Genomic DNA, 21,913 nt, shown 5'->3' with positions numbered 1-21,913 from the left:
GGGCGACTAAATGATTGGCCGACCCAAAGATAAGTATCACTAAGACGAACAAGTTGCTCGGAGAAGGAGTTCCGCTAATGAGCCAAAAATTTGTATTAGTAGGTGATATAGGCACCGACCATGATGGTTTCCCCCCAACGCCAGTGACTGGGGGTAGTAGCACGGTATTAATGGATGGTAAGCCGATGGCTCGTGTAGGTGACCCATTAGCGCCACACGCCAAACCCAAGCATCCTCCTCATCCGCGTGCCATTGCCGAAGGCTCAGGAACAATTTTCATCGATGGAAAACCTGCGGCGCTGACCGGCCACGCAGTGGATTGCGGTGGCGTAGTGATTGGCTCTGGTTCAGGGGAGGGAGGAGATGTAACCGACGTGGGTGGTGTCCCTACCATATCCTCAATAGCGCTAGTTAACGCCCCTGCTTCTGAATCAACGAGTAGAGCTACTCCTCCAAGCTCTGAAGCAACTGCTTTGAGTGAAGCAGGTAGAGAGTGGTTGAAGGGAGTTGAGGAGCTTCGCTTGATGCCCTATGACGATCAAACCGGTGAAGAGATTAATCGCTGGGTACCAGGCGCTACGGTTGGTTATGGACATCTTATTTCTCGGCAAGAATGGCAGATTTATCAAGATGGCATTACTGCTCAACAAGCAGATCAACTCTTTAATAATGATCTAACCCCTTTTGTTAATGCAGTAAACCGCGTTATTCCCGTTCCTCTTGAATCTCACCAGTTAGATGCTTCTGTCATGCTTGCTTACAACATTGGAGTGGGAGGTTTTAGTTCATCATCGGTAGTTAAGTTAATAAATGACTCTCAAGCTGAAACACCCTTTACATCTCTTGAAGAAGCATGGAAGGCCTGGAATAAATCGCAAGGACAAGTCAACCAGGGTCTTATCAATCGTCGTTCTGCTGAGTGGGAGATGTTTTCAAAGGGAGTATATAAAAGATGGTAAGTATATTAAAGATGCTTATATCTTTTGTTGCCTTGGTTACGCTGACTTCGAGTTATGCGGGTGGTGTAGAAAAGAATGAGTTGATTGAATATCTTTATGGTACCTATTGTGTGACCAAAATAGAGCAATATCGGGGAGGGCGAACGAGTCGTGAAAATGCGCTTCGCCAACTAAACGCACAAGTTAAGGTGAATAAAAGAGAGTTTTTATTTTGGGATGGCTCTGTCTATGAAGACCCTGCTTATCAAATCGAAAACCACTCTGTTCTGAAGGGAGAGGGCAATGTTCCTGAAGTAAGTGAACGGTTTGGGAGTTTCTATGGCGTTGGTCTGGAAAGAGAGAGTATCACCACGCTGAGTGTGCAAAGTCGTTCGCTAAATGAGTTGCCTTATATTTTTGAAGTAGTGGACCGTCAGCTGTGGCTTTTTTTAGATGGCTGGTTTTACACGCTCGAAAAGACTTCATCAGACACTAGCGCTTCTCTAATGAATGAAGACGCGCACACTTGCGAACACACTGATACTCAAGGACGATAATATGTCAGGACTTCAATTCACCCTATCGCTACCCGGAGCGAAGGACACGGCGGTGGTGCGTTTTACCCACCGCGAGGCGCTGTCAGCGCCGTTTGTGCTCTCGGTGGAATTTGCCAGCCGTACCCATGACCTGTCGCCCTCTGATTGTTTGGATCAGAATGCCACGCTGACGATCTGGCAGGATGGCGAGCCGCTGCGCCGCGTGCATGGCATCGTCAGTGAGTTTCATCGCGGTGATCGCGGTCACCGCCGCAGCTTTTATCGTGTCGAGATTCGCCCCGCCCTGTGGCGGCTGTCGCTGCGTCACAACTCGCGTATCTTTCAAGACATCGCGCCGTTTGATGCCATCACCACCCTGGCCAACGAGCGTGGGCTTACCGATATGGGCGTGTCTGCCTTCCGTGAGCCCGCCGAGCGTGAGTTTCTGGTTCAGTACCGCGAGACCGATCTGGCCTTTATTGAGCGCTTAGCTGCCGAAGAGGGTTATTTCTACTTTCACGAGTTTGAGAATGCGGATGGCGGTCAACACCGTTTGGTATTTGCCGATGCCGCCGTGATTCTGCCCAACGTCGGCGAGCGCACCTACCACGGCCGTGCGGGCGGTACACCGCCCCAGCGCCACCTGCGCAAGCTGCGTCAGGTCAGCCGTGTGCGCCCTGCCTCGGTCACGCTCAAGGATTACAGCTTTAAGAACCCCGCCTATGCACAGCGCCACCAGCATGAGGCTCGCGACCTGGAAGCACATGCCCAGCGGGAGGATTACGAACACTTCGATTACCCAGGGCGCTATAAAAAAGACGCCTCCGGCAAGCCGTTTACCCGCCACCGCCTGGAAGCGCTGCGCGCTGATGCTACCACCGCCGAGGCGGAGAGTGACTTACCTGAACTGGCCCCCGGCCTGTGCTTTACCCTCACCGAGCACGACACGGAAAGCTTGAACCAGGAATGGCAAGTGGTCTCGGTGGTGCACTACGGGGAACAGCCCCAGGCCCTGGAAGAAGATGCCGCAGGGGGTGACGGCATGACCCGCTACCACAACGAGGTGGTAATCATGCCGCGGGATCAACCCTTTCGCCCGACGCCCGCCCCCAAGCCCCGAGTCGATGGCCCTCAGGTGGCGTTCGTGGTCGGGCCAGAGGGCGAAGAGATCTACTGCGACGAACATGGCCGCGTTAAAGTGCAATTTCCCTGGGACCGCTACGCCGAACCCAACGAGACCGCCAGTTGCTGGGTACGGGTTGCCCAAGGCTGGGCAGGCGGCGGCTATGGCAGCATGGCAATACCGCGGATCGGCCATGAGGTTATTGTCTCGTTTTTAGAAGGCGACCCGGATCAACCACTGGTTACTGGCCGCACCTACCACGCGGTGAACCGGCCCCGTACCCGCTGCCGGAACATAAGACCCGCACGGTATTGCGCACCCAGAGCCACCAAGGCAGTGGCTTTAACGAACTGCGCTTTGACGACAAAACCGATCAAGAGCAGATCTGGCTCCACGCCCAAAAAGACCTGGAATTGCTGACCCTCAACGACCGCACCGAAGAAATCCGCCGACATAGCCACCTCACCGTTCACCACGACCGCCTCAGCGAGATCCACCACGATGATCACCTGACGGTACACGGCAAACGCCACGCCCTGATCAAAGGCGATGATCACCTCCAGGTCGATGACACCCGCCATGAACACTACGGCGAGGCGCAGTTGGTCGAGGCAGGCCGTGAACTGCACCACAAAGCGGGCAGCCAGATCGTGTTGGATGCGGGCAATGAAATTACCCTTAACGCGGGCGGCAGCTTTATCAAGCTGGACAGCGGCGGCGTGACCATCGTCGGCGCCATGGTCAAGATCAACTCCGGCGGCAGCCCCGGTCGTGGCCGCGGCCACGCCATTGTGCTGCCGCGGTTACCGGGTGAAGCCGCCTCGGAAGCCAGTGAGTACGTCACCCTAGAACCGCACCAAACCCCGCTGCTGGTCAGCGATATTATCGCCGCCACGCCGCTCGCGATGGAGGATATCGACATCGCCGATGGTCTGGCCGACCAGTGCAGCGCCTGCGAGCCTGCGGTGGGCAGCCCGGTCAACCCGCTGCTCGGCGCCAAGCTGCTGCCCGCCGAGACCGATTTTGCGCTACCGGCGCCACGGCCCTGGGTGTTTAGCCGCGGCTACCTCTCCAGCAATGCGCACATCGGCGCGCTTGGCCAAGGCTGGTCGTTGCCTGGGGAGAGTCTGTCGATCACCCTCAACGCGGATGCTTGTATTATCCACGACGCACAGGGGCGCGAGATTACCTTTGGCTCACTGGCCCCCGGTCAGGCGCGCCACTCGCCCACCGAGCAGCTATGGATACGCCGTGGGGGTGCCTCAGTCGATGAAGAGAGCAACGCGTCTCGCTGGCAAGCGTTAGACGAAACGCTGCGAAGTGATCCTGAGCATATTGTGCTCAGCGATGCCAGCGGCCTCTATTATGTGTTTGCACCTTCCACCGTAGAGCAGGAGGAAACAACCGACACCGACACCGCCCGCTGGCCGCTGATTGAAGAGCGCGACCGCAACGGCTATACCACCCAGTACCACTGGGAAGCAGACCTGCTGGTACGGGTGATCGACAGTGCCCAGCGTCACTATCAGTTGGTCTATGACCGTGTCCTTCCCGCCCAGCCTGATGACGCTGGGCTGCGCTTAACCGGCGTCAAGCTGATCCAGGACCACGACGGCAGCGCCCAGGACGACTGGTTAGTCCGTTACTCGTTTAACTCCGTCGGTGACTTGATCGCCGTGCGCCACCGCCACGGTGAGGTGATGCGCGAGTTCGAGTGGGACACCCATATGTTGACGGCTCATCGCGTCCCCGGGGGATAGAAGCCCACTACACCTGGGATCGTCATGCCCCGGATGGCCGCGTGATCGGTCAACAGGAAGCCGGCGGCCTGGCGCGGTCGTACCGCTACGAGGTGGATCACACCCTGGTCACCGACAGCCTGGGCCGCGAAGAGCGCTTCCACTTTGTGGGCAGCGGCCCCGGCAAACGCTGGACAGCCCACACCCGCGCCGACGGCTCACGCATCGAGTTCCGCTACGACCGTGCCGGGCGTAAGGTGGCCACGATTGATTCGCTAGGGCGTGAGACGCTGATCGAGCGCGACGACCACGGCCAGGTGGTCGGCCAGACCACCCCGGATGGCAGCCGCTGGACCATCGAACGGGATGCCCTGGGACAGCCGATGCGCCTCGACGGCCCCGACGATCAGCGCTGGCAGATCAAACGCAATGACCGTGGTCATCCTATCTCTGTCACTGGGCCAGAAGGCACCACCGCCTTCGCCTATGAGAACGCGTCACTTCCTGACCGGCCCACCACGCTGACGGATGCGGTTGGGGCCACCCACCAGCGCGAGTACAACGCCCTGGGCCAAATCACCGCCCAGACCGACTGCTCCCAGCAACGTACCACCGTCACCTACGACCGCCACGGCTATCTGGCCAGTGTCACCAACGCCCTGAACGAGACGACTCGCACCCAGCACGACGAACGCGGCCAGCGAGTCGCCACCCAACTCCCCGACGGACATTACTGGCACCACCATGTGGACCCTCAAGGGCGGCTGGTCGAGTTGGAAGGGCCCCACGGGTTCCGGCAACAGATCTTCTATGATGACCACGGCCGTCCGGTGCAGCGCATCGAGGCCGACGGCAGTCAGCAGCACACCGCCTACGATGACGCTGGGCGACTCAGTGAACTCACTCTGGGCAACGGCGCGGTGTACCGCTTTACCTATGACACCATGGACCGTCTCGCCAGCGAGACCGGCCCCGATGGCCGGGAACAGCAGTACCGCTACGACGACGCCGGGCAACTGATCGAGCGAGTGGAAGCCAACCGCCCCGGCCCTGACGGCCAGCCACTAGTGACGCGGTACGACTACGATAACGCCGGGCGTCTTATCACCCGCCACTTGCCCGCCACCGAGCACGCCCCCGCCAGCAGTGAACACTACCACTGGGGCACCCATGGGCAACTGGACAGCGTCACCAACGACCACAGCGAAGTCACGTTCCGCTACGACCACGCCCAACGGATGATCGGCGAACAGCAACGCCATGCCAGCCTCGAAGGCGCCACCAACGAACACACGGCGTGGAGCTGGCAACACCAGCACACACTCACTGCTACCGGCGCGCCCCAGGCCAGCCAGTTCGGCGAGTTACCGGCCCTTAACTGGCACACCTACGGCAGCGGCCACCTGCACGGTCTCAGCGCCCCCGACCTCCACCTGGAGATCGCCCTCGAACCCGATGCCCTGCACCGCGAGACCCAGCGCCGCCTGAGCCTCAGTACCGGCGTTAGTACCGGCGATCACACCCAGCCGCTGATCTTAGAGCGTGGCTATACCGCCACGGGCCAGGTGGATCACCTCGCATTGCGCAGCCCCCACAGCGCCGGTGAGCAACACTACCAATACGACGCCCTGGGCAGAATGACCTTCCGCACCCAGCAGCATTCACAAGGGCAAGGCCAAACCAGCCCGACCATTGCGTATAACTACGACAAGGCCGGGCGCTTAATCGGCAGCCAGCACGGCCACGATGCCCACCGCTACCCGGTGGATGCCGCCGGTAACCGCAGTGCCGCGAGCAGCTCCACACCTAATGCCACCAACCAGCTCGCCCAGCTTAACGGCACCCGCTACCGCTACGACGGCGCAGGCAATCTGATCCATCGCGAACACCCCGACGGCGAGCGCCTCACCTTGGGTTACGACGGCGCCAACCGGCTGGTGCAACTGACCCACATCAGCAAACTGGGCTATACCCGCCACGCCAGCTACCGCTACGACGCCCTGGGCCGCCGCATCAACAAAACCGTGAGCCACACCGATGGCACCACCGCCACCACCCACTACGGCTGGGGCGGCGACCGCATCGTCCACGAAGAGACCAGCAACCAACGCACCACGGTGGTCTACGAACCCGGCAGCTTTGTGCCGATGCTCAGAATTGACCAACGCGTCTCACACAACAACGGCACAGCCGGAGCGAACGAGGAAAAACAGGTAAGCGCCTATATCACCGATGCTCTGGGCACCCCGCTGCAACTACTCAGCCCCAACGGCCAACCCCGCTGGCTCGCAGAGCCCGACGACTGGGCCGCAGTTAAAAGCCAACGTGCCGTACGCGGCGTCACCCAACCGATCCGCTTCCAGGGCCAATGGCACGACGAAGAAAGCGGGCTGTACTACAACCGCCACCGCTACTACGACCCCGAGCAAGGGCGGTATATCAGCCAGGATCCGATTGGTCTCAATGGCGGGACGAACTTGTATGGGTATGTGACCAACCCGACGGGGATGGTGGATCCGCTGGGGTTGGAGGGATGGTCCAACCTACGCTCATGGCTGCACTACAGAAATAATGGACCAGATGTCACCCTAAGGGAAATAGGGCTTTTATCAACCATACAAAACTCTTCCACGACCCAAGGGGCACTATCTCGCTTTGGCTCTAGAGATATAAATGACACCGCAAAGGCAATATGCGCATCAAACGGACCAGGGGTATTTGATACAAACCAGACATTTCGAAATAGCTATAGATTCCATCGAGATAAGTGGTTTATTGGATCAGCTACATTGTCTGGGGATTTCACAGGCACTACTACTGTTTACCCAAACGGAGCGTACACATACACAGGTGAAGCAACGATAGATTTTTATGACGAATTTACAGACCCTTATGACACTTTTAATCTGTTTGATGGTGAGTGGAATCCTGATGGTTCGCCATACAATATTAGTGATCAGTGGTCTGAAAATTATCAAGGTGGAGGAGTGTGTCGATGAAAAGACTTCTCAAAGCTCTTATAGTCTTCGCGACCCTTATTGCTATCACTATATTTATAGTAGCATTTTTAGTCTTCCAGCATGTGTATAACTTTAGGACGCGTATCGTTGAAAACATCTGTATTGATCAAATCTTCATGAAAGATGAATATAACCTAATAGATTGCACTAATAACAAAGTGCTCGTCCAAGATGTTTCAGAATGGATTGTTGCGGACGACACCCTCTATGGCATTGCTTTGGATGATGGTGATCGTTATTTCTTAATAAAAATAAAAGATAATTCGGCAATACTTCTCGAGTCTGGTCTAGACTTCAGCGATTACTTAAATACATTAGGACTACCTCCCTACAGCATAAGTGATTCTGAAAATATGGCTCATTTATTCTACGGGGCTGGAAGAGACCGAATCTTCCCAACAGAAGAAGGTTGCTGCGTTCCCTGGAGGCGGCGGTAGTATAGCAATAAGCGCCTTTTGCTATGCCTCACATCAAACTTAGGCATATCGTCGGCAGCGGCCACTTGCACGGCATGAGTGCCCCCGACCTCAACCTGGAGATCGCCCTCGAACCCGATGCCCTGCACCGCGAGACCCAGCGCCGCCTGAGCGTGAGCACCGGCGATCACACCCAGCCACTGATCTTAGAGCGTGGCTACCCCGCCACGGGCCAGGTGGATCACCTCGCATTGCGCAGCCCCCACCGCGCCAGTGAGCAGCACTACCAATACGATGCCCTGGGGCGAATGACCTTCCGCACCCAGCAAGGCGATTCACCCACCATCGCCTACACCTAAGACGCGGCGGGACGCTTAATCGGCAGCCAGCACGGCCACGATGCCCACCGCTACCCGGTGGATGCTGCCGGTAACCGCAGTGCCGCGAGCAGCTCCACACCTAATGCCACCAACCAGCTCGCCCAGCTTAACGGCCCCCGCTACCGCTACGACGGCGCAGGTAATCTGATCCATCGCGAACACCCCGACGGCGAACGCCTCACCTTGGGTTACGACGGCGCCAACCGACTGGTGCAACTGACCCACATCAGCAAACTGGGCTATACCCGCCACGCCAGCTACCGCTACGACGGCCTGGGGCGGCGGATCAACAAAACCGTGCGCCACACCGATGGCACCACCGCCACCACCCACTACGGCTGGGACGGCGACCGCATCGTCCATGAAGAGACCGAGCACCAACGCACCACGGTGGTCTACGAACCGGGCAGTTTTGTGCCGATGCTCAGAATTGACCAACGCGTCTCACACAACAACGGCACAGCCGGAGCGAACGAGGAAAAACAAGTAAGCGCCTACATCACCGACGCCCTGGGCACCCCGTTGCAACTGCTCAGCCCCAACGGCCAACCCCGCTGGTTGGCCGAGCCCGATGACTGGGCCGCCGTCACCAACCAACGCGCCGTGCGCGGCGTCACCCAACCGATCCGCTTCCTGGGCCAATGGCACGACGAAGAAAGCGGCCTCTACTACAACCGCCACCGCTACTACGACCCCGAGCAGGGGCGTTATATCAGCCAAGATCCGATTGGGTTAAGGGGCGGCACAAACTTGTATGGCTACGTCACCAACCCGACGGGGATGGTGGATCCGCTGGGGGTGCAAACACTGAGATGTGCAAGGGGGCTAGATGCACTTGATCCTGAGCTATCACCAATGAAACCGAGTGGTAACCCTTTACGCCATGATTTCTTGGTTGTGGACGGGGAAATATTGAAGAGCGTGATGATGCTATGCAATTACTTTGGAGCCAAGGGTGGATTGATAAAAAAGAATCACCCAACGCGCTCTGTACCGTTATATCTGAAGACCCCGAGTATGCCAATGCTGTACGGGATTCTGCTAGAAATGTGGGGGAACCTACCTATAACGTAGGAGCATACCGGGGAACATTGCCTCATGTGCTTGGAGCGCGTAATTGCCAAACATGGGCTGATGATGTTCTTCGTGAAGCCGATAAAGCGACCTCTGATGCATCATGGTGGCAATTTTGGCGATAAGTATCGATAGCAACTTGATGCAAAATGATAACTTAAAATGTGGGTGTGATTATGTTGGAATTTTTATTAGACTTATTGAAATTATTAAAGTTTGTTATTGTAGTTACATTTACTGGGAGTTTAGTTACGTTAACGTCTTCGCCTGTTGATATGAAAGCGGGTAGCCGCTTAGAGCTTGAGTCAGAAAAGCCATTAAAAGTCTTAACTCCCGGAGCAAGTGTTCGTATTGATGTAACTTCAATGCGGCCAGCTCATATTGAAAGCAGAGAGGATACATATAAGTGGGGAGATGATTTTTTTGGCAAGCACTCTATATCTGCAACTTTGCTTAATACATCAAATGGCCATACCACCACAGTCTCTCACCTTGGCGGACTAGCTATAGTAAGCAATGACTTAATTCTGTTTTTACGAAAAGGCGAAGGTCTTGAGCGTGGGGGAAAATATGACAAAATCATCGTCGAAACTGACGTTGAACTCCATGGAGTGACTATGACTTGGAGCAGCTGGAGATTGTAGAAAAGACGCTGAGTTTATGCTGCCCCCTCTGCCAAGGAAGACACTGGATGACTTCCTTGGCGGTAGCGTGCCAGTAAGCACCTTTTACCATGACTCACATCAATCGGCAGTGGCCACCTGCACGGTCTCAGCGCCCCCGACCTCCACCTGGAGATCGCCCTCGAACCCGATGCCCTGCACCGCGAGACCCAGCGCCGCCTGAGCCTCAGTACCGGCGTTAGTACCGGCGATCACCCCCAACCGCTGATCTTAGAGCGTGGCTACCCCGCCACGGGCCAGTTGGACCACCTCGCATTGCGCAGCCCCCACAGCGCCGGTGAGCAACACTACCAATACGACGCCCTGGGGCGAATGACCTTCCGCACCCAGCAAGGCGATTCACCCACCATCGCCTACACCTACGACAAGGCCGGGCGCTTAATCGCCAGCCAGCACGGCCACGACGCCCACCGCTACCCGGTGGATCCTGCCGGTAACCGCAGTGCCGCGAGCAGCTCCACACCTAATGCCACCAACCAGCTCGCCCAGCTTAACGGCACCCGCTATCGCTACGACGGCGCGGGCAATCTGATCCATCGTGAACCCCCCGACGGCGAGCGCCTCACCTTGGGTTACGACGGCGCCAACCGGCTGGGGCAACTGACCCACATCAGCAAACTGGGCTATACCCGCCACGCCCACTACCGCTACGACGGCCTGGGGCGGCGGATCAACAAAACCGTGCGCCACCCCGATGGCACCACCGCCCCCACCCACTACGGCTGGGACGGCGACCGCATCGTCCATGAAGAGACCGAGCACCAACGCACCACGGTGGTCTACGAACCGGGCAGTTTTGTGCCGATGCTCAGAATTGACCAACGCGTCTCACACAACAACGGCACAGCCGGAGCGAACGAGGAAAAACAGGTAAGCGCCTACATCACCGACGCCCTGGGCACCCCGTTGCAACTGCTCAGCCCCAACGGCCAGCCCCGTTGGCTCGCCGAGCCCGACGACTGGGCGGCGGTCACAAAACAACGCGCCGTGCGTGGCGTCACCCAACCGATTCGCTTCCAAGGCCAGTGGCACGACGAAGAAAGCGGCCTCTACTACACCCGCCACCGCTACTACGACCCCGAGCAGGGGCGTTATATCAGCCAGGATCCGATTGGGTTAAGGGGCGGCACGAATTTGTATGGGTATGTGACCAACCCGACGGGGATGGTGGATCCGCTGGGGTTGTTTGATCGCCCAGGGGATATTGATCAATCTGGTCGCCGGCAGCGTAGCAATCCTTATTCTCGCTACCCGCCCGCGCCTAGATCAACGTTAGAAAAAGTGGGGAATGCCGGTTTAAGCAAAGTCTGGGGCAAAGTTACTGGTGGAGTTTCCAAGGTAGACATATCTACTGGGGCCATAATTAAAAGCAACCCCTATGTATGGGGAGGATGGGCGCTAGTTGATCCATCGAAGATAAGCACTCTTCAAACACGCAATTATGATGGTAACGGGGATGGATTGTCTGATGAGCATTACCAACATGGGATGTGTGTCCCTGGGGCTAGATGAATGAAGTTAGCTAAAGAAGACTGGGGTAAAAAGTGGGTTGAAGCTCTTGTTATGCTTCCTTCTTATCTGGCCCTGATCGTCCTCGTTGTAAAATTAAATATAATACTAAGCGTTCTGATAATTTTTGTAGCACAATGTGTTTTAGGAAATGTTTATAGCTATATTGTCATAGAAAAAAGGCTGTTAAATGATCAGGCCTCTCGAGAAAAATCAGCCGCTATATTTTTCTTATCTCAACTGTTTGTTCTAGGTGTCGGGGTATTACTAATTAGCCTTGCATAACATAACTGATATGTATTGGGTCGCGTACTCCCCCCAAGGAGGGCTCCCGCTGCCTTCTTGGGGGAAGCGTGTCAGTAAGCATCTTTCACCATGACTTACATCAAGCTTAGGCACACCTACGGCAGCGGCCACCTGCACGGTCTCAGCGCCCCCGACCTCCACCTGGAGATCGCCCTCGAACCCGATGCCCTGCACCGCGAGACCCAGCGCCGCCTGAGCCTCAGTACCGGCGTTAGTACCGGCGATCACCCCCAGCCACTGATCTTAGAGCGTGGCTACACCGCCACGGGCCAGTTGGACCACCTCGCATTGCGCAGCCCCCATCGCGCCAGTGAGCAGCACTACCAATACGATGCCCTGGGGCGAATGACCTTCCGCACCCAGCAAGGTGATTCGCCCACCATTGCCTACACCTACGACAAGGCCGGGCGCTTAATCGCCAGCCAGCACGGCCTCGACGCCCACCGCTACCCGGTGGATGCTGCCGGTAACCGCAGTGCCGCGAGCAGCTCCACACCTAATGCCACCAACCAGCTCGCCCAGCTCAACGGTATCCGCTACCGCTACGACGGCCTAGGACGACGCATTAGCAAAACCGTGCGCCACCCACTACGGCTGGGACGGCGACCGCATCATACGGGAAGAGACCAACAACCAACGCACCACGGTGGTCTACGAGCCGGGTAGTTTTATGCCGATGCTGCGGATTGATCAAGGCAATGAAAACGAAGAAAAACAACTCAGCGCCTACATCACCGACGCCCTGGAGCGAATTATCTTTCAGCGATTAGGCATCTAAGATCATTGCGTATTGGTAAACTACTCATGGTGAGAGCAATACTGGAATGCAGAACAATATTCTTTAAAAGCATATGCACTGCTGAATAAAGAATTTCCAGCGTTCTACAGCCAGCGTTAGGCTTATCATTATTGTCCAACTCAGCCAAGCGCCTGTTTCTAACAGGCGCTTTTGGCGTTGTTAGAAGGTGAGCTATGTCCACGATTTCTGCAGTGGCACCTAGTCAGAACCGGGTGCCATTAATCTCAACAGCAGCCATTGTGCTGGGTGCGGTGATTATCGGTGTGGTGTTTGGCGCGAACATTGGCCTCTTAATGATTGTTGGCGGTTTGCTTGGGCTGGTGCTGTATCACGCGGCATTTGGTTTTACTGCTGCTTGGCGGGGATTTATCACCGAGCAGCGGGGACGTGGCTTGCGCGCTCAGATGGTGATGTTGGCGATTGCGGTGGTGCTGTTTTTTCCGGCGTTAAGCGCTGGTTCGCTGTTTGGCACTAGCGTGAGTGGTTTTGTCGCGCCGATTGGTATTTCGGTCGTGGTGGGGGCGTTTATCTTTGGTGTGGGCATGCAGTTAGGTGGCGGATGTGCGTCGGGCACGCTGTTTACTGCAGGTGGTGGTAATGCACGAATGTTAATTACGCTGCTGTTCTTTATTGTCGGGTCGGTGATTGGTTCAGCGCATTTCACGTGGTGGCAGAGCTTGCCAGCATTTCAGCCTGTGTCGCTGGTGAATGTGGCAGGCGCTGGTGGTGGTATCGCGATTAGCTTGGTGCTGTTTGCGGCGATTGCTGCGTTTACTGTGATTATGGAAAAGCGTCGTCATGGCCACTTGGAGCAGGCGCCGCTGGTCGATAAGCCTGGCAGTCAGCGCTGGTTAACGGGGCCGTGGCCGTTGATTGCTGGCGCAGTGGCGCTAGCGCTACTCAATTTCGCAACATTGGCCCTTGCTGGTCGCCCCTGGGGCATTACCTCTGCGTTCGCGTTGTGGGGCGCAAAAGGGTTTGAACTCGTTGGTGGTGATGTCAGCCAGTGGGGCTATTGGCAAGCCCCTGGTAATGCAGCAGCGTTAGAGGCGAGTGTATGGAGTGATATCACGACGGTAATGAATGTTGGCATCATGCTGGGTGCGCTTGCCGCAGCGAGCTTAGCTGGGCGCTTTGCTCCCAACTTCCGCATTCCGTTTAAATCGCTATTAGCGGCTGTCATTGGTGGGATTATGCTGGGGTATGGCGCGCGATTAGCATTTGGTTGCAATATTGGCGCTTACTTTAGTGGCATTGCCTCTGGCAGTTTGCATGGTTGGCTATGGATGGTCGCGGCGTTCGCTGGCAACATGGTGGGCGTAAAGCTGCGGCCGGTGTTTTTTGATGGTGTTGAAGGTCGCAAACCCGTCGCAAAAAGTTGCTAGTGGTTGACCGATTTCGATACTTTTTGAGAACGCCTTGGTAGCCACCAAGGCGTTTTTTTGTTGCCATTATTTATGTCCCTCCCACCTTTGTCGTACTAGCATGTTACATTATGCGAAACGCCGCCAACGCCCAGCGTTGCTGCATTGCAATAGCAATCGACATAAAAAGAGAGTGCCTATGTCTACGATGAGTAAACGCCCCCTGTACATTCCTTACGCCGGTCCTTCTTTGCTTGAAATGCCGCTATTGAACAAAGGCAGCGCGTTTACTCAAGAGGAGCGGCTAGCGTTTAACTTGATTGGTTTGTTGCCGCAAAAAGTTGAGACCATTGACGAGCAGTTGTCGAGGGCATATCGCCAGTATCAACAGTGTCATAGTGATTTAGAGAAGCATATTCATCTGCGTGCCATCCAAGACGATAATGAAACGCTTTACTTCCGCTTGGTCTCTCAGCATCTGGAAGAGATGCTACCCATTATTTATACCCCTACGGTTGGGAAGGCATGTCAGGAGTTCTCTAATATTTATCGCAATCACCGGGGGCTGTTCATCAGCTATCCCGATCGCGAGCACATGGACGATATCCTGCGCAGTGCCACCAAAGATAACGTTAAGGTGATTGTTGTCACCGATGGTGAGCGGATCCTAGGGTTGGGTGACCAGGGCATCGGAGGGATGGGCATTCCCATCGGTAAGCTGGCGCTTTACCCCGCCTGTGGTGGCATTAGCCCCGCCTATACGTTGCCGATTATGATTGATGTGGGCACTAACAATCAGGCATTGCTGGATGACCCTATGTACATGGGCTGGCGTCATGAGCGGGTTAGTCAGGAAGAGTACGATGCGTTTATGGCAGAGTTTATTACCGCTGTAAAACGTCGCTGGCCGAACGTTCTGCTTCAGTTCGAAGACTTTGCCCAGGCCAATGCGGTACCGCTTTTAGAGCGTTACCGGGACGATTTGTGCTGCTTTAATGACGATGTGCAAGGCACGGCATCAGTGGTGGTGGGCACGTTAATGGCGGCGTGTCAGGCCCGCGAGGAAACGATTGCTCAGCAGCGCGTAGTGTTTGTCGGCGGCGGTTCGGCAGGGTGTGGTATTGCTGAGCAGGTGGTCGTGGCCATGCAGGCAGAAGGGCTTACTGAAAGTGAAGCACGGGCGCGGATATTTATTGTTGATCGAGATGGATTGATGACGACTGATCAGCCCTGGCAGCGGGATTTCCAACGCCGTTTGGCCCACGATTCTGAGCTGGTTGTGAACTGGAATGGTCAGGGGCTTGAAGAAACCATTGCCCAGATGAAGCCAACGATATTGATTGGTGTGTGCGGTAAGCGTGGTATTTTCACCGAACAAGTCGTGCGCACCATGCACGCGGGCTGCGAGCATCCGGTAATTATGCCGCTGTCCAATCCTACTTCTCAGGCAGAAGCGGTACCCGAAGATGTGATTCGCTGGACCGACGGCCAAGCGCTAGTCGCGACTGGCAGCCCTTTTGCACCGGTTGTGTATAACGGTCGCACTTATCCAATTGCTCAATGTAACAATGCCTATATCTTCCCCGGTATTGGCTTAGGTGTGATTGCAGCGAACGCTAATCGCGTGACAGACGAAATGCTAATGAGTGCCTCTCGGGCGCTGGCTCGCGAGGCGCCACTTGTCAAAGAAGGCAAGGGTGCGCTGTTACCGCCGCTGTCGCGGATTCGTGACATTAGTAAATCGATTGCCTTTGAAGTGGCTGCCCAGGCGCAGCAAAACGGTGTAGCGCTTAAAACTAGCGGCATTGAACTTCGTGAGCGTATCGAGAGAGCGTGCTGGTCGCCTGAATATCGTGCTTATCGCCGCAGGGCTTTCTAAGTTTCTTAACGAGAAGCGAAACAGCAACGCGAGCGCAAAAAAAAGCCCCCACCATGGTGGGGGCGATGCAAGCATTGGTAGGTTTTGCCTTTAAGCTGCGCCGATCATTTTGCGCAACACGTAGTGAAGGATACCACCGTGGCGGTAGTAAGCCAGCTCATTGACGGTATCAATTCGGCACTTGGCATCAACGGTGCGTTCCCCATCGTCATTTTTGATGACAATTTTCACGGTGCCACCTGGGCTTAAATCGCCCAAACCAGCAATTGAGATTTCTTCATCACCTGTCAAGCCAAGCGTTTCACGGCTTTCACCTTCAGGGAACTGCAGCGGTACCACGCCCATTCCAATTAGGTTTGAACGGTGAATACGTTCGTAGGACTCGGCAATGACCGCGCGCACGCCCAATAAACGGGTGCCTTTGGCTGCCCAATCCCGTGAAGAGCCGGTGCCATACTCTTTACCAGCAATCACCACTAGAGGGGTGCCTTCCTCCTTATATTTCATGGCGGCATCGTAAATCGCCATTTGCTCGCCGCTGGGTACGTGTCGGGTTTCGCCGCCCACCACACCGTCCAGCATTTCGTTTTTAATGCGCACGTTAGCAAAGGTGCCGCGCATCATTACTTCATGGTTGCCTCGACGTGAGCCGTAAGAGTTGAAGTCGACGGGCTTAACGCCATGTTCCTGCAAGTAACGACCCGCAGGGCTGTCGGGCTTGATAGAGCCAGCTGGGGAGATATGGTCGGTCGTCACCGAGTCGCCTAGCAGGGCTAACACGCGGGCGTTTTCAACATCTTCAATGGCGTCCGGCTCACGCTCCATGCCTTCGAAAAACGGCGGGTGCTGAATGTAGGTAGATTCAGGCCACTGATAGACCTTGCTTTCAGGAACGTTGATGGCTTTCCAGGTATCGTCGCCTTCAAATACCGCACCATACTCTTTGCGGAACATCTCAGTGTTGACCTGTTCAACCGCACTAGCGATATCTGCTTGAGAAGGCCAGATGTCTTTGAGATAAACCGGGTTGCCGTCACTGTCCTGGCCGAGCGGGTCGGACGTTAAGTTGCACTGTACGTTCCCGGCTAACGCATAGGCGACCACCAAGGGCGGTGAGGCGAGCCAGTTCGTTTTGACTAGCGGGTGCACACGGCCTTCAAAGTTACGGTTGCCTGAAAGTACCGATGCCACGGCAAGATCGCCGCTATTGATCGCTTTTTCGATCTCATCGGGCAGTGGGCCGGAGTTTCCGATACACGTCGTGCATCCATAACCCACCAAGTTAAAGCCCAGCGCGTTCAAGTCATCGCTTAAGTTCGCAGCTGCTAAGTAATCGGTCACCACTTTTGAGCCGGGGGCAAGGGAGGTCTTAACCCAAGGCTTTGTGGTAAGTCCTTTTTGGCGCGCATTACGTGCCAATAGACCGGCTGCCATCATGACGCTGGGGTTGGATGTGTTGGTACATGAGGTGATAGCCGCAATCACTACTGCGCCTGGGTCAAGACTGAAATCATTATCGTTGAGCTTAACGGATTGGCTGGTGTCATGCTCAAAGCTACGTTCAACCCCCACCGCGGTTTGGCCGCCTTCCGAGGAGAGTTTTCCTTTTGCGGTTGTGTCTGCGCTGGTGTCCTCTTGCATGAACTTGTCAAAGGCGGCAGCCATGTCTTTTAACGCCACTCGGTCTTGGGGGCGTTTGGGGCCGGCAAGACTTGCTTCTACTTCGTCCATGTCGAGGCTGAGAGAGTCGGTAAAGATCGGCTCATCGCCAGGTTCGCGCCATAAGCCCTGCGCTTTGCTGTATGCCTCTACCAATGCAATTTGGTCATCTTCACGGCCGGTAAGACGCATGTAGTTAAGCGTTTCGTCGTCTACTGGGAAAAAGCCGCAGGTAGCGCCATATTCCGGTGCCATATTGGCAATCGTGGCGCGGTCGGCCAGCGGCAAGTCTTTAAGACCGTCACCGTAGAATTCAACAAACTTACCCACTACGCCTTTTTTACGCAGCATTTCAGTGACGGTAAGCACGAGATCGGTGGCGGTAATGCCTTCGCGCAGTTTGCCGTTAAGCTTGAAACCGACAACTTCTGGGATCAGCATTGAGACTGGCTGACCAAGCATGGCGGCTTCCGCTTCGATACCGCCGACGCCCCAGCCAAGTACGCCCAGGCCGTTGATCATAGTCGTGTGGGAGTCAGTACCGACTAAGGTGTCTGGGTAGGCAAACGTCTGACCATCCTGCTCTTTCGTCCATACGGTGCGACCCAGGTACTCTAGATTGACCTGGTGGCAAATGCCGGTGCCGGGCGGTACAACGCTAAAGTTGTCGAACGCTTGCTGGCCCCAACGCAGAAACTCGTAGCGCTCACCATTGCGCTGCATTTCGATATCGACGTTTTCTTGAAACGCGGCGGCGTTGCCGAATTTGTCGACCATCACTGAGTGGTCGATAACGAGATCAACGGGAGAAAGCGGGTTAATGCGTGCGGGATCTTCGCCGAGCTTCTCAACCGCGGCGCGCATAGAAGCAAGATCAACAACCCCTGGCACGCCGGTAAAATCTTGCATGAGGACGCGGGCAGGGCGTTAGCCGATCTCGCGGCTCGATTTGCCCTCTTTTTGCCAGTCCACTAATGCCTGAATGTCCGCTTGGTCGACACTTTCGTCATCACCAAAGCGCAGCTGGTTTTCGAGTAGAATTTTGAGCGTTTTGGGGAGCCGGTCAATATTACCGAGCGCATCGGCGGCTTTTGGCAGGCTGTAGTAGTGATACTGCTGGTTGCCCACCTCTAGGGTGGTGAGCGTATCGGGTATCTTGCCCATAAGTTTCTCCTCTGATTGCTTGGCCTTGAGCGAATCGCTAATTGCAACTCACTAGGCGCGACGGTCACTGCTTTTCTTTAATGTGGCTTATCCCCAGTATGGCTTATCTTCTTAATAGCACATGGGTGTTTCACCCCCGGCTTTCAAGGCATCTTCGCCTAATAGCGAAGGCTAACCCTTGTAATTGCTTGTACTTGACGCCATTTCAGGCAGACTCTCTTGCAAACGATATCTGCTCAATTGTGACAAAGGTGGTGTCATGGAAACGCGTCATGAACGTTTAATTATTCTTGGTTCCGGCCCTGCGGGGTATACGGCAGCGGTGTATGCAGCACGCGCTAACTTAAAGCCACTGCTGATTACCGGCCTGCAGGCAGGTGGCCAATTGACCACCACAACCGATGTCGATAACTGGCCCGGCGATGCACAAGGTGTTCAGGGGCCAGAGTTGATGGAGCGCATGAAGCAGCACGCTGAGCGCTTTAATACGGAAGTGTTGTTCGACCATATCCATGAGGTCAGCTTAGGTGAAAAACCGTACACCTTAAAAGGGGATAGCGGAATTTACACCTGTGATGCACTGATTATTGCTACCGGTGCCAGCGCACGCTATCTGGGCCTGCCGACCGAGCAGCAGTTTATGGGCCAAGGGGTGTCTGCTTGCGCTACCTGCGATGGCTTCTTTTATCGCAACCAAGAAGTGATCGTGGTGGGTGGCGGCAACACTGCCGTTGAGGAAGCGCTGTATCTCTCAAATATCGCCTCTAAGGTTACCTTGGTGCATCGTCGCGATACGTTGCGCGCCGAGAAAATCCTGCAGGATAAGCTGTTCGAAAAAGTCGAAGCAGGCAAAATTGCTCTTGAGTGGTTCTATGAAGTGGACGAGGTGCTGGGCGATAACACCGGTGTCACTGGCGTGCGCGTTAAGTCTACTAAAGATGGTTCTACCAAAGAGATTCACGCGCCAGGGTTGTTTATCGCTATCGGCCACAGCCCCAATACAGGAATTTTCGAAGGCCAGCTGGAAATGAACGGCGGTTACATCAAGGTGAAATCAGGTCTTGAAGGCAATGCTACCGCAACCAGCGTGCCTGGCGTCTTTGCCTGTGGTGACGTGATGGATCATATTTATCGCCAAGCCATTACCTCTGCCGGCAGTGGCTGGATGGCAGCGCTAGATGCTGAGCGCTACCTGGACGGTATCGCCTAAGCTAGTAATCTAACAATCGGCGGGCGTTTCATCAATGCGCAGGCGTCCCATTCGGCTGAGTACGAGCACTCTGCCTGGGGCGCTTGCTGCACATATATAAAAGCGGCCATTGAAGCCGTTTGTGTGGCCCAGCGTGCTATAGCTCACGCGCCGCCTACTGCGATTATAAGTCACGGTGGTTGTCTTCTCTGCAGGAAAGACACGTATGACATCGCTGCTGGTTATTTGACTTACCGAATCCCCCTTGAAGACTAGTAGTGCATTACTCCAGTCACTGGTGCAGGCGTCTCTTTGCGTATTTGTTGGGCAAACGGTGGCCGTTTTACGCTGTGTAATCGCTGTATTACGAGCCAGCGAAAATGCTGACTGCAATCTGTTAATATCAGCTGTAACGGCTGTGTTTCGGCCAAGTGCTTGAAAGTTTGGCATTCCCCAGGCGGCTAATGCTGAAATAAGCAGAAGAGCAATAACAAGTTCGATCAGGGTGAAGCCTTGGGTACGCTTGTAGGGTGCGCCTTTATTGTTAGATGGCATGGTGACTCCAGGCTTGTGCTTTTTTACAGCCTACCTCGCGATGATCGTTTTTTATGTAAGCCAAAGCGGACAAACGTTGTGAGCAATTTCTTAATTATTGGCGGTGGCGTGATCGGTATGATGACGGCGCTGCAGCTAGCAGATGCTGGTCAGCAAGTCACTGTAGTAGAGCGCGGCATTTGCGGTCAGGAGTCTTCCTGGGCAGGTGGCGGTATTGTTTCGCCACTTTATCCATGGCGGTATGCACCGCCAATCTCGCAACTTTCTCGCTGGTCTGAGGGCGTGTATCCCACATTGTCGCTACGCTTGCTGGAAGAAACCGGCATTGATCCTGAATATCGGCAGAAAGGGCTGCTTTATCTCAACGTTGACGATGCGGAAACAGCGCTTGGCTGGGCGAGAGAGTTAGCAAAGCCGCTAGAGCGTGTTAATGCTGAGTTTGTTCATCAGAAAGAGCCCATGGTGGCTGCTGCCCAGGATAGTGCGTTGTGGATGCCGACACTCGGCAGCGTGCGCAATCCACGTCTGGGACAGGCGTTGCGCGCTCGGCTGCTGGCAATGCCGAACGTTGAGCTTAATGAAGGCTGCGAGGTGAGTCGTTTTATAACGCATGACCAGCAGGTGCTGGGCGTTGCGACTGCGCAAGGGGAGCTGCGCGCTGAAAAGGTGGTGGTGTGTGGTGGAGCCTGGACAGCCAAGCTGTTAGCAAGCTTAACTATTCGCCTGCCAGTACGCCCCGTAAAAGGCCAAATGATCGCTTATCAAGCGCCGCCAGGATTGGTGCAGCGCGTGGTATTGAAAGACGGTCGCTACATCATCCCGCGTAGTGATGGGTTGCTGTTGGTAGGCTCAACCTTAGAAGAAGCGGGCTTTGATAAAACGACCGACAGTGAGGCGCTGGCATCGCTCAAACAGACCGCAGAAAGTATCGTGCCTGCGTTGGCAGATTACCCGGTTGCTTATCATTGGGCGGGGTTGCGTCCAGGCTCGCCGGACGGCATTCCATTTATTGGGGCACTGCCTGGGTGGTCTGATGTGTACGTCAATGCGGGCCACTATCGCAATGGGTTGGTGCTTGCACCCGCGTCTACCCATGTATTGGTTGATCAGCTATTAGGGCGTGAGCCACTTATCGACCCAGCACCCTTTCAGCCAACAGCAGATCGCTTGATGGCTGGCATTGTTGGTCGGCAGCGTTGTTAGTCGCGGGTTTGCTTTTCTTGTTGCTCTTGCAAAAACCGATCTCGATGAGCACTTGAGCAAAACCACTGTTCGCTATCGCGTAGGGCTTCCTCTTCAGGAACATGGACATCGCACCAGCGGCAGCGCACCATTTGTCCGCCTTCATGGCGTTCGGGTTCACTCTGTTGGTGGGAAAGTCTGCGCTCTCGGTAGAGACCATAAAGCTTCAGGCCCACATAGAACAGCACGGCAAAAATAATCAGCCGAATGATCAAAAGGTTCATCCTCTATGACTCCCATGGTGGGATGTAATAATAGCCAGAATAACATGAGCGCCGGCTAACCTTTGCCTGTTGGCAGCCCTTGCGTGACAATGTGCTTAGGTTAGCGGCAACGTG

General features: G+C 55.3%; 16 protein-coding genes and 3 pseudogenes. 16 read left to right on the top strand and 3 right to left on the bottom strand.

Features of this window, described 5'->3' with window-relative positions; all coding sequences use genetic code 11:
* The first annotated feature begins 77 nt into the window (after positions 1–77).
* The 14 genes and pseudogenes from REH51_RS06220 (at position 78) to REH51_RS06155 (ending at position 15,766) form a co-directional block, all read left to right on the top strand.
* Positions 78–959 (top strand): type VI secretion system PAAR protein, encoded by an 882-nt coding sequence (locus tag REH51_RS06220; protein ID WP_009722767.1) that lies wholly within the window; start codon positions 78–80, stop codon positions 957–959.
* Entirely contained in the window at positions 953–1,495 is a 543-nt protein-coding gene (locus REH51_RS06215; protein ID WP_009722766.1) for a hypothetical protein, read from the top strand. Before REH51_RS06220 ends, REH51_RS06215 begins: the two co-directional genes overlap by 7 nt.
* A gap of 1 nt (position 1,496) precedes the next feature.
* Positions 1,497–3,439: pseudogene (locus REH51_RS06210) on the top strand (type VI secretion system Vgr family protein); the annotation flags it as partial.
* 63 nt (positions 3,440–3,502) lie between these two features.
* Positions 3,503–4,357: a DUF6531 domain-containing protein gene (locus tag REH51_RS06205; RefSeq protein WP_498937723.1), complete on the top strand. Its 855-nt coding sequence runs from the start codon at positions 3,503–3,505 to the stop codon at positions 4,355–4,357.
* Positions 4,312–7,335 carry an RHS repeat-associated core domain-containing protein gene (locus REH51_RS06200; protein WP_498937199.1) on the top strand — a complete coding sequence of 1,008 codons (3,024 nt, stop codon included), beginning with the start codon at positions 4,312–4,314 and terminating at the stop codon, positions 7,333–7,335. Before REH51_RS06205 ends, REH51_RS06200 begins: the two co-directional genes overlap by 46 nt.
* Positions 7,332–7,793 carry a hypothetical protein gene (locus tag REH51_RS06195; RefSeq protein ID WP_009725049.1) on the top strand — a complete coding sequence of 154 codons (462 nt, stop codon included), beginning with the start codon at positions 7,332–7,334 and terminating at the stop codon, positions 7,791–7,793. The genes REH51_RS06200 and REH51_RS06195 overlap by 4 nt, the downstream gene beginning before the upstream one ends.
* 23 nt (positions 7,794–7,816) lie before the next feature.
* Positions 7,817–8,131, top strand: coding sequence for a hypothetical protein (locus REH51_RS06190; RefSeq protein WP_498937197.1), 315 nt, complete (start codon positions 7,817–7,819; stop codon positions 8,129–8,131).
* Between the two features lie 12 nt (positions 8,132–8,143).
* A pseudogene (locus REH51_RS06185) lies at positions 8,144–9,226 on the top strand (RHS repeat-associated core domain-containing protein); the annotation flags it as partial.
* A 176-nt stretch (positions 9,227–9,402) separates the two neighbouring features.
* Positions 9,403–9,870, top strand: a complete 468-nt coding sequence (locus tag REH51_RS06180) for a hypothetical protein (RefSeq protein ID WP_498937195.1) — start codon at positions 9,403–9,405, stop codon at positions 9,868–9,870.
* Between the two features lie 294 nt (positions 9,871–10,164).
* Entirely contained in the window at positions 10,165–11,421 is a 1,257-nt protein-coding gene (locus REH51_RS06175) for an RHS repeat-associated core domain-containing protein (RefSeq protein WP_498937193.1), read from the top strand.
* Positions 11,422–11,703, top strand: a complete 282-nt coding sequence (locus REH51_RS06170; RefSeq protein ID WP_009725043.1) for a hypothetical protein — start codon at positions 11,422–11,424, stop codon at positions 11,701–11,703. It abuts the gene before it with no gap.
* A gap of 90 nt (positions 11,704–11,793) precedes the next feature.
* On the top strand, positions 11,794–12,390 hold the full coding sequence (locus tag REH51_RS06165; RefSeq protein WP_498937191.1) for a hypothetical protein: 597 nt from the start codon (positions 11,794–11,796) through the stop codon (positions 12,388–12,390).
* A gap of 306 nt (positions 12,391–12,696) precedes the next feature.
* A complete protein-coding gene (locus REH51_RS06160) occupies positions 12,697–13,908 on the top strand; it encodes a YeeE/YedE family protein (RefSeq protein ID WP_498937189.1) in 1,212 nt (403 codons plus the stop codon).
* A 178-nt stretch (positions 13,909–14,086) separates the two neighbouring features.
* Complete coding sequence (locus tag REH51_RS06155; RefSeq protein WP_498937187.1) at positions 14,087–15,766, top strand: NAD-dependent malic enzyme; 1,680 nt, start codon at positions 14,087–14,089, stop codon at positions 15,764–15,766.
* Between the two features lie 90 nt (positions 15,767–15,856).
* On the opposite strand, the pseudogene acnA reads toward REH51_RS06155, so the two are convergent.
* Positions 15,857–18,589: pseudogene (acnA, locus tag REH51_RS06150) on the bottom strand (aconitate hydratase AcnA).
* A gap of 259 nt (positions 18,590–18,848) precedes the next feature.
* On the opposite strand from acnA, the gene trxB reads away from it, so the two are divergent.
* On the top strand, positions 18,849–19,799 hold the full coding sequence (gene trxB, locus REH51_RS06145) for a thioredoxin-disulfide reductase (protein WP_498937185.1): 951 nt from the start codon (positions 18,849–18,851) through the stop codon (positions 19,797–19,799).
* 9 nt (positions 19,800–19,808) lie between these two features.
* On the opposite strand, the gene REH51_RS06140 is transcribed toward trxB, so the two are convergent.
* Positions 19,809–20,333, bottom strand: coding sequence for a GspH/FimT family pseudopilin (locus REH51_RS06140; protein ID WP_009725036.1), 525 nt, complete (start codon positions 20,331–20,333; stop codon positions 19,809–19,811).
* A gap of 78 nt (positions 20,334–20,411) precedes the next feature.
* On the opposite strand from REH51_RS06140, the gene thiO reads away from it, so the two are divergent.
* Positions 20,412–21,536 (top strand): glycine oxidase ThiO, encoded by a 1,125-nt coding sequence (thiO, locus tag REH51_RS06135; RefSeq protein ID WP_039869978.1) that lies wholly within the window; start codon positions 20,412–20,414, stop codon positions 21,534–21,536.
* Here the strand turns inward: thiO and REH51_RS06130 are convergent.
* Positions 21,533–21,799 carry a PP0621 family protein gene (locus REH51_RS06130; RefSeq protein ID WP_498937183.1) on the bottom strand — a complete coding sequence of 89 codons (267 nt, stop codon included), beginning with the start codon at positions 21,797–21,799 and terminating at the stop codon, positions 21,533–21,535. The genes thiO and REH51_RS06130 overlap by 4 nt on opposite strands.
* Between the last annotated feature and the right edge of the window lie 114 nt (positions 21,800–21,913).

The organism is Halomonas bluephagenesis, from assembly GCF_054790765.1.
Note: the sequence above shows the minus strand (reverse complement) of the source record. Positions and strands in the feature narration are given on the sequence as shown.